The 8,643-nt window shown below is 63.3% G+C and carries 3 protein-coding genes; 2 read left to right on the top strand and 1 reads right to left on the bottom strand.

The annotated features are described in order from the left end of the window. Nucleotides 1-58: 58 nt before the first annotated feature. Nucleotides 59-463: a DUF488 domain-containing protein gene (locus ACE04F_RS11025; protein ID WP_486106620.1), complete on the bottom strand. Its 405-nt coding sequence runs from the start codon at nt 461-463 to the stop codon at nt 59-61. 285 nt (nt 464-748) lie between these two features. On the opposite strand from ACE04F_RS11025, the gene ACE04F_RS11030 reads away from it, so the two are divergent. Together ACE04F_RS11030 and ACE04F_RS11035 are read left to right on the top strand one after the other, a co-directional pair. After that, complete coding sequence (locus tag ACE04F_RS11030; RefSeq protein ID WP_486106622.1) at nt 749-6,859, top strand: two-partner secretion domain-containing protein; 6,111 nt, start codon at nt 749-751, stop codon at nt 6,857-6,859. Nucleotides 6,860-6,957: 98 nt separating this feature from the next. After that, nucleotides 6,958-8,622, top strand: coding sequence for a ShlB/FhaC/HecB family hemolysin secretion/activation protein (locus ACE04F_RS11035; protein WP_486106624.1), 1,665 nt, complete (start codon nt 6,958-6,960; stop codon nt 8,620-8,622). The last annotated feature ends 21 nt before the right edge of the window (nt 8,623-8,643 follow it).

Below are 8,643 nucleotides of genomic sequence, written 5' to 3' on the forward strand. Positions count from 1 at the left end.
CCCCGTGGCGAGGGAGCTTGCTCCCGCTGGGCTGCGCAGCAGCCCCAACCCATCCCACTCAAAACTCCGGAAACTCTCCCAGATAACAAACCGGCGAACTCGAATCCGCCCGCTTCTCCACTTCATCCTCCAGCCACTGCGCCAACACCACCGCATTATTCTCAGTGGTCGATTTGGCCGCATACACCAGGGTAAGCGTCCCGCCCCGCGCGACATCCACCAACTTCCACCAATGCTCCGGTCGCGCCGCCAGCTCTCGCCGATAGGCCACCCTGAACTCGGCCAACGTAACCGCTCCCGTCTTGAACGCCTTGCGCAACTCATGGGAAGGCCCCACCTCCGGCAGCCACTCAGCAATTGCCAACGCGTCCTTGCGACAGTTGCGCGGCCACAGCCGGTCGACCAGCACCCGCACGCCGTCTTCTGCGCTGGGTATTTCATAGGCGCGTTTGCATTGGATCATTACGGCCCGCCAGTAGGAATTCGACCGACTCAGCATAGGTCGCCCGCGACGAGGCGACCAGCAGCCCACCCATCGCAGAAAAATCTTTATCCCGTCCCCTCATTCAAAAGCCTTGGGCGCTCCAGCAAAGGAGCGGCCTCCGCGTGGCGGACATGATGGCGAGAAGCACTGTGGGATGTTGCGAGCCGCAATCCGCCCGGATGCGTTTTTTCCATTTGATTTGTCGACAGCGAACCGCCTGGTCGTCATGGCACGGCCCGCCGTATTAAGGATGAGTGAACAAAAATGAACAGAGTTTACCGAGTCGTCTGGAATGCCGTGATGGGCGCATGGCAGGTGGCATCCGAGTTGGTCAAGAGCCACGGCAAGGACAAAAGCCGTACCTCGCTCAGCCTCGTCATCGGCGTGGGCGGCGGTCTTTTCGCCTCGGTAGCGGCGGCGGGAGCGTTGCCCACCGGCGGCAACATCGTGGCGGGTAACGGCAGCATTCAGCACAATGGCAACAACATGGCCATTCACCAGGGCAGCGACAAGCTCGCGATTGACTGGCAGGGCTTTTCCGTCGGCAAAGGCAACACCGTCGAATTCGTCCAGCCTGGCAAGGCGTCGGTCGCCTTGAACCGTGTGCTGGGCTCGGACGTGTCGGTGATCCAGGGCGCGCTGAAAGCCAACGGCCAGGTGTTCCTGGTCAACCCCAACGGCGTACTGTTTACCCCTGGCGCACAGGTTGATGTGGGTGGCCTGGTGGCCTCCACGCTCAACTTGAGCACCGAAGATTTTCTCGCTGGCAACTACCGTTTCAGTGGCAACAGCGCCGCGTCGGTGGTCAACCAGGGCAACATCAATGCAGCGCAAGGCGGCACCGTTGCCCTGATCGCCGCAAAAATCGTCAACGAAGGCAACATCACCGCGCACAAGGGTAATGTGCTGCTGGGCGCCGGCAGCGTCGTAACGCTCGACCTGGGCGGGCCGGTGCAACTGGAAGTGAAAGAGGGCGCGCTTCAAGCGTTGATCGAAAACGGCGGCGCCATTCGTGCTGATGCCGGCCGCATCCTGCTGACCGCCCGTGCGGCGGAAACCCTCGCAAGCACCGTCATCAACAACACCGGGTTGATCGAAGCGCGTTCCCTGGATATCGGTGAAAACGGCCTGGTCACGCTGATGGGCGACCATGGCGATGTGCAAGTCGCTGGGCGTATCGATGTGTCCTCCGACACCGCCAAGGGCGGCAAGATCGTCGTGACCGGCGAGCGCGTAACAATCAAGGCAGGCGCCGAGCTCGACGCCACCGGTGCCAAGGGTGGCGGCGAAATCAATGTGGGCGGCAGCTGGCAAGGCAAGGACCCGTCGATCAAGCAGGCCAGCCAGACCACCATCGCCGCGGGTGCCGTGCTCGACGCATCGGCCACTGAAAACGGCAAGGGCGGTACCGTGGTGGCCTGGTCGGATGTCAAGAAACCGGGCAGCGTGACCCGCGTGGACGGCACCCTGAAAGCCACCGGCGGCGCCAAGGGCGGCGACGGCGGCAAGATCGAGACCAGCGGTGCGAAGCTGGCGGTGAGCAAGGCGGCCGATGCTTCGGCTAAAAACGGCAAGGGCGGCTTGTGGTTGCTCGACCCGGACAGCGTCACGGTGGGGCCGGGTAACGGAGGGCTGACCGGCGGCGCCAACGGCACAGAAGCCACGGTTGGCTTCAATGCGATCGATACGGCCCTGGCCGGCGGCACCGACGTGGCGATCAAGGCTGACAACAGCATCCACTGGAATGGCGACTACACTCCGACGAGCATCAGCGGCGAGCGGACGCTGACCTTGCAGTCCGGGCACAACGACGGCGGAACGGGCCGCTACGTCTTCGGCAATATTTTCCTCAACGGTGACATCGACGCCAGTGGCGCCGGCAATGGCAACAGCCTCGCGTTGATCCTCAACGGCAAAGTCGCGCTCAACACCGATGTGAGCCTGAAAAGCAACGGCGGCAATGTCGTGTTTGCCGGCGTAGTGGACTCCGACGCGGTAGCCAACAACCGCCAACTGCGCGTCGATGCCGGTTCAGGTTCGATCATCTTCAGCGACATGGTTGGCGGTAACAGCGCGCTGGGCTCGCTGTATGCGACCACCAGTGGCGCTGGCAAAACCTACATCAACGGCGCAAAAGTCTTCACCAGCGGCGAGCAGGTCTACACCGGCGCCGTCGAGCTGGGCACTTCGCAGTTCCTGAACGCCGACTTCGAGAACGGCCTGGTCGGCTGGAAGACCTCCATCGCCCAGTTCTTCACCGGCGTCACCGTGGTGGAAGGCGTGGTATCGCCGGATGACCCGACGCTCCCGACTACCTCGCCAACCAACGGCAATGCGCCGAGTGTTTCGCCTGGCGACCAGGGCGACATGAACTACAAACCGCTCACACCGGTCGCCGCCGCTGGCCAGGGCAAGGACGGCGGCGCAGCGCTGTTGCTGGGTACCGAGAACAATTCCAACTGCCTCAACGCGCCCGCCGGTTGCATCATGCGCGGCCCTTCGGTCGTGAGCGAGGGCACGGTTTCGCTGGCGGCAGGGGAAGCGGTCAGTTTTGATTACAAACCGGTCGCGGGCGGCGACACCTACGATGTCTTCGGTTATCTGTTGAACGTCAACACCGGCGAATACCAGATCATCCTGAACGAAACGGGTAACGGTACCGGCGCGGTCAATTGGCAAAGCCATACGGCGACTGCTGACAAGGCCGGCACCTACAAGTTCGTCTTCGTTTCCGGCAGCTTCGACCAGACCGCCGGCAAGCAGGTCGGCGGCTCGCTGTACGTCGACAACATCAAGACCAACACCTCGGGCAGCAAGGGCCTGCAGGGCAGTTCGATCACGTTCAACGGCAGCCTCAACAGCACCGACAACAACCTGGCCATCAAGGCGGACGATATCAACTTCAACGGTGGCGTTGGCAGCGTCACTGGCAACGGCAGCATCGCCTTGGAGACCAACACCCCGAGCAAGAACATTGCCGTGGGCGGCAGCACCGGCGATGCCCCCGGTGCGTTGGAACTGACCGGCACCGACATCGGCGCCTTGGGCGACGGGTTTACCTCCGTCAAGATCGGTGGCGCGGACATGACCGGTGACATCAACGTCATCGAGCAAACCCGCTTCAACGACAGCCTGATCCTCGATGCCGGTACCGGCAACATCCACATCAATGACCAACTGACCGTGGCGGATGCACCGGGCACCGGTAACGACGACAACAAACCGGCTCCGGTGCTGGCGTTGCAAAGCAATGGCGGCAGGATCGACCAGAGCGCTGGCGGTACCATTATTGCCGATGGCCTGGTGCTGTTGGGTAACGGTGCCGTCCATGACCTGGACAACGCCGGCAACGACGTCAACACCATCGCCAGCAACACCGGCACGGTCAGCTTTGCCGATGTCGATGACCTGACCGTTGGCGTGGTGACCATTCCCGACAGCCAGACTCCGGCAAACCCGCAAGGCGTACCGGTTGCCGGCATGACCCAGACCGGCGACTTGAACCTTGTCTCCGACACCCTCACCGTCGGCCAGGCCTTGGTCACCCAGGGCGATACGAGCCTGAGCGCCGACGAAATCGATCTCGCCGCGAGCGTCGCCGGTGGCGGCAGCCTCATCCTGCAGCAGAAGACCGTTGGCCTGGATATCCACCTTGGCGGCAGCGACGATCCGGAAGTGACCGGGCCAAACGATCCGCTGGTGCTGTCCGACGCCGACCTGGCGAACATCCAGGATGGCTTCGACAAGGTCGTCATCGGTAACGACAAGACGCGCAACATCACCGTCGACGACGAGGGCGCGACCTTCAAGGACGACCTGGCCCTGGTCGCCAACGGCGTCCTGGACCTGCTGGGCAATCTGACCCTCAAGGATCCCGAAGGCAGCGATGAAGACGGCACCACCGGCAAGGGCCTGACCCTGAGCGTCGACGCAGGCAAAGGCGCGGCCCAGGCAACTGGCGCGACCATTACCGCAGACGAACTGGCCTTGCGCGGCGAAGGTGATTTCAACCTGGGCAAGGGCGGGCATGACGTGAGTGTCATCGCCGCCGATGTCGGCAGCCTGAAATTCGCTGGCAACGGCGACCTGACGGTGGGCATCGTGGACGGTACCGTGGGGATCACCGCCGATGAGGCGGTCACCCTGAAAACCGATCACGACCTGACGCTGGCCAAAGGCATCACCATCGAAAACGGCCCACGGGACGACGCTAACAATGGCGAAACCCGTGCCGACGACATCATCACCCTGGAAGTAGGGGGCAACACCACCCAGGCCGGCGACGTCGGGGCCAAGCTGGATGCCAGTGGCCTGGTGCTGCTGGGCGGCAACTACGCGCTGAACAATTCGGGCAACGTGATCGGCGATATCGCCAGCGAGGCGGGCAAAGTCCGCTTCAACAACAGCGGCGACCTCAAGGTGGGCACGCTGACCGCGACCCATGCCGACGGCACGCAGACCAGCCTCACCGGCGTGAACAACACGGGTGACGTGAGCATTGGCACCCAAGGCAATCTGGCAATCAACGAAGGGCTCGCCACCAGCGGCAACGTGTTCCTCGATGTCGCTGGCAAAACCACTCAGGACGGCAACGGCAACATCACTGCCGACGGTTTGGCCCTCAACGGTGGCGACTTCGAGTTGCGCAACAACGGCAACGTGGTCGGCGATATTGCCAGCGAGGCTGGCAAGGTCGCGTTCAACAACACCGGCAACCTCAAGGTCGGCACGCTGACTGAAACCGATGGCAGCGGCAACGTGGTCAAGACCACGACTGGCGTGAACAACAGCGGCGACGTGAGCATCGGCACCCAAGGTGATCTGGCGATCAACGAAGGGCTGGCGACCAGCGGCAACGTGTTCCTCAACATCGGCGGCAAGACCACTCAGGACGGCAACGGCAACATCACTGCCGACGGTTTGGCCCTCAGCGGTGGCGATTTCGAGTTGCGCAACAACGGCAACGTGGTCGGTGACATCGCCAGCGAGGCGGGCAAGGTCGCGTTCAACAACACCGGCAACCTCAAGGTCGGCACGCTGACTGAAACCGATGGCAACGGCAACGTGGTCAAGACCACCACCGGCGTCAACAACAGCGGCGACGTGAGCATCGGCACCCAAGGCGATCTGGCAATCAACGAAGGGCTGGCCACCAGCGGCAACGTTTTCCTCAACGTCGCTGGCAAGACCACCCAGGATGCCAACGGCAACATCACCGCCGACGGCCTGGCCCTCAAGGGTGGTGATTTCGAGCTGCGCAATGCCAGCAACTGGGTCGGCGATATCGCCAGCCGCGCGAAGGACGTCAGTTTCGTCAACCGCAGCGACGTCACCGTCGGCAGGTTGACCGAGACGGCACTGGACGGCACCCAGCTGGATCAGATCGTCGGCATCGGCAACACGGGCAAGGTCCAAGTCGTAACGACGACCGGCAACATTACCCTGGCCGAGAACGTCAGCACCACCAGCAATGCCTCCGATGCGATCGTGCTCAACGCCGGTCAATCGGCTTCGGCTGGCGTGGCCGCCGGCGGTGACGTGAAGGCTGGTGCCGGCGTGACCGTGTCTACCGGCGCCGGTGGTCGGGCAGTGATCTACACCGGCAGCCTCGCCGGCAGTACCCGAATGGTCGATATGGTCGGCAGTGGCAGCGGCAATTTCCGCTACAACAGCGACGAGCAGCAGAGCAACTTCGGCAGGGCGCTGGGCAACAGCGGCGTGCATGCCGTGTACCGCGAGCAACCGGCCCTGGTGGTTTCAACCAACGGTGCGACCACCCAGACCAAGGCGTTCGACGGCAGCACCACCTTCGACGGCGGCGGTATCGGCGGTTATGACGCCAACGGGCTCTGGAACGGCGACACCAAGCAGATGCTGGGCAACCCGCTGTACTCGGTGGGGACGTCGGGCCCGGGCTCGCACCTGATCAACATCGGTGGGCTGGCTGACCTGGGTTACCTGATCGTCAGCAACCCGGCCAACGCCAACCTCACCGTGACCTCATCCATTGACTATGAGGCCGTCCGGCAGAGCGTCGCCGATGCAACCCGCGTTGGCGCGCAGCAGAACTCGCCGCACGCCCCGGAGCTCGATCCGGCCCAGCCGAAACCGGCTGACTGGTCTGACTACGGCGTCGAGGACGGCGGTCTCCTGCTGGTGGACCAGGGCGGTACTCGGGCGAACGGCAATGCGGGCGACGGCGTTTCGGCCGCCCAGGCCGAGGACGCCGACAGCGAGCGGGAACTGGCCGGGAACGTCTGCTCCGACGGCGGGGTATCCGCCGGCGGCGCGTGTGCGGCCTATCCGCCGCAGACCGTGTTCGTCGTCCGTGGCGGCGTGCGCTTGCCAGGTCCAGGTCTGGCCATGCGTCCTTGATCCCCTGACGTCCATTTTCCATTTGAAGGAGCCCATTGGCCGCGTCCCCCGGACGTGGTCATGGGCTCAGGCAAGCCGAATTATTCGAGATTGATCCAATGCATAACAAACTGATGTCCTGCGCCGCCGGTCTGGCGTTGTTGTCCACTTCCCCGGCCTGGGCGGCGACCCTCCCGGCACGCCCGATCCCCGACGCCGGCCGGATCCTGCAGGAGCTGCCGATTCCGCAGCAGGAGCTGCCGCAAAGCATTCGCCTGGATGTAGAAGCACCGCAACCGGCGCAGGAAAAAGTCGGCGGTGCCAAAGTCCAGCTCAACGCGGTGCGCTTCACCGATAACACCCGCATCGACGAGGCCAGCCTGCAACGCGTCGTCGCCCCAGCCGTCGGTAAGGCTCACGATCTGGACGAATTGCGGGAAATCGCCCGGCAGGTCACGCTTTACTATCGCGAGAACGGCTACCCGTTTGCACGTGCCTATTTGCCGGCACAACGGATGGCCAACGGCGAGCTGACCATCGCAGTGATCGAAGGCCGTTATGGCAAAGTCACCGCTGTCAACGACGATGCGAAACTCGCCGAGCAGGCGCAGCCTTTCCTGGGCGACTTGAAGCCGGGCGACGTGATCGAGCGTGACCGCCTGGAACGCAGCATTCTGGTCCTGTCCGACCTGCCGGGCGTGGCGGTGCGCCCGGTCATCCGTCCGGGTGATGAGCTCGGTACCGGCGACCTCAATGCCCAGGTAAGTAAAACCGAGACCTTCGAGGGCAAGGCCACGCTGGACAACCACGGCAATCGCTATTCGGGGCGCAATCGCCTGACGGTGCAAGGCGACTGGAACAGCCCGCTGATGCTCGGCGACAAGCTCAGCGCCGCCGTGATGGCGACCGATGAAGAACTGTATTTCGGCAGCCTCGGCTACTCGATGCCACTGGGTACGTCCGGCCTGCGTGGTAACGTCGGTTACGCCCAGAGCTCTTACGACCTGGGCGCCGAATTCGCCGACCTGGGGGCGACCGGTACCGCCGAGGTCAGCAGCATCGGCTTGAGCTATCCGCTCATTCGCAGCAACCAGGCGAACCTCATGCTGGCCGGGCAGTACCAACACAAGGACCTTGAAGACAAATACGAAGTGCTCGGCCTGAGCTTTGAAAAAAGCAGCCACTCGCTGCCCATCAGCTTGCAGTTTGATGTCAGGGACACTTTGTTCGGCGGCGGCATCACCTACGGCGGCGCGACGCTGACCTACGGTGACCTGAAGCTCGATTCGGCGCTACGCGAAGGCGACCGTCAGACCGCCCAGACCGAGGGTGACTTCAGCAAAGTGAACGTCGATCTCGCCCGGCTGCAGGCGCTGCCAGCCAATTTCACGCTCTTCGCCCGTTTCCTCGGCCAGTGGAGCAACGACAACCTCGACTCCTCCGAAGATTTCAGCCTCGGCGGCATCGATGGCGTACGCGCTTATCCACAAAGCGAAGGCTCGGGCGACGAAGGCATGCTGACCCAGATCGAGCTTCGCTACCCGATCGACAAGCTCACGCCTTACCTGTTCTGGGACGCCGGCAAGGTGCGCATCAACCACAACGAGTGGGCCGATGAGGAAAACACCCGCAGCATCTCCGGCGGCGGTGTCGGCTTGCGCGCTCAATACGGCCAGCTGTCGTTCGACGCAACGGTCGCATGGCGCCACTCCGGCGGCGAAGCGCAAAGCGATACACGCCAGGAAAACCCGCAACTGCTCGCTCAGATCGGCTACTCGTTCTGATTGCATAAAGCCCCCGTGGCG

Source organism: Pseudomonas sp. AGC41 (assembly GCF_057334555.1).